Origin of the sequence: Actinoplanes sp. KI2 (assembly GCF_025630775.1) — a bacterium.
GTDB lineage: Bacteria > Actinomycetota > Actinomycetes > Mycobacteriales > Micromonosporaceae > Actinoplanes.
Genome location: NZ_JAOSZE010000129.1, coordinates 1 through 1081, shown reverse-complemented (window position 1 = coordinate 1081; position 1081 = coordinate 1). Strand labels below are relative to the sequence as shown.

Sequence of the window (1081 nt, the reverse complement as noted above, 5' to 3'; positions counted from 1 at the left end):
ACCAACGACCTCGGCAGTATCGGGTTCGTCCGCAGCGCGCCGGCCCCGGGCACCGGGGTGACCACCCCACGCCAGCAGGTCAACTCCAACAACTCGTACATCGACGCCTGGCCCGTCTACGGCGGCACGGCCACCCGGCTGGACTGGCTGCGCGAGGGCAACGCCGACGGCAACCCCGCTAACAACAACGCGCGGCTGCTGCTGCCGAACGGCTACCTGCCGCGGGCGACCGCACGGGGCAACGCAAGCACTTCGCCGCCCATGGAGGTCGACGGCATCCTGCGGGCCAACCCGGACAACCGCATGGTCGCCGGGGACGTACGGGCCAACGAGAACCTCTTCCTCACCGCCACCCACACCCTGTTCGCCCGCGAGCACAACCGGATCGTCGCCGCGCTGCCGGCGTCGCTGAGCGAGCAGGACAAGTTCGACATCGCCCGCAAGGTGATCATCGCCGAGCAGCAGTACATCACCTACACCCAGTGGCTGCCGGCGATGGGCGTCCCGCTGCCCGCCTACTCCGGTTACCGGTCGGGCGTCAACGCCTCGCTGAGCAACGAGTTCGCCACCGTCGGATACCGGGCGCACAGCCAGATCCACGGCGAGATGGAGGTCGAGGCGGACGCCAGCCGGTACACGCAGGCCCAGCTGGACGCGTTCCGGGCACAGGGCCTCGAGGTCACCGTGGACGGCGCCGAGGTCACCGTGGTGGTCCCGCTGAACAAGGGCTTCTTCAACCCCGACCTGGTGCCCGCGCTCGGGCTCGGGCCGCTGCTGGAGGCGGTCGGCGGCGAGGCGCAGTACAGGAACGATGAGATGATCGACAACCAGCTCCGCAGCGTGCTGTTCCAGGTCCCGGTCACCGGCAACCCCGGCTGCCTGGACGGACCGACCCTGCCCCAGTGCTTCCGCGGCGTGACCGATCTCGGCGCCATCGACATCGAACGCGGCCGGGACCACGGCATGCCCAGCTACAACCAGCTCCGGCAGGCGTACGGGCTGCCGGCACGGACCTCGTTCACGCAGATCACCGGCGAGACGAGCGCGGCCTTCCCACCCGGCACCGGGATCGACAGCCGCT

General features: G+C 70.0%; 1 protein-coding gene. It reads left to right on the top strand.

Going from position 1 to position 1081, the window contains the following annotated elements; genetic code table 11:
- A partial coding sequence (locus tag ODJ79_RS46600) for a peroxidase family protein (protein ID WP_317620763.1) occupies positions 1–1081 on the top strand: 1081 nt, incomplete at both ends.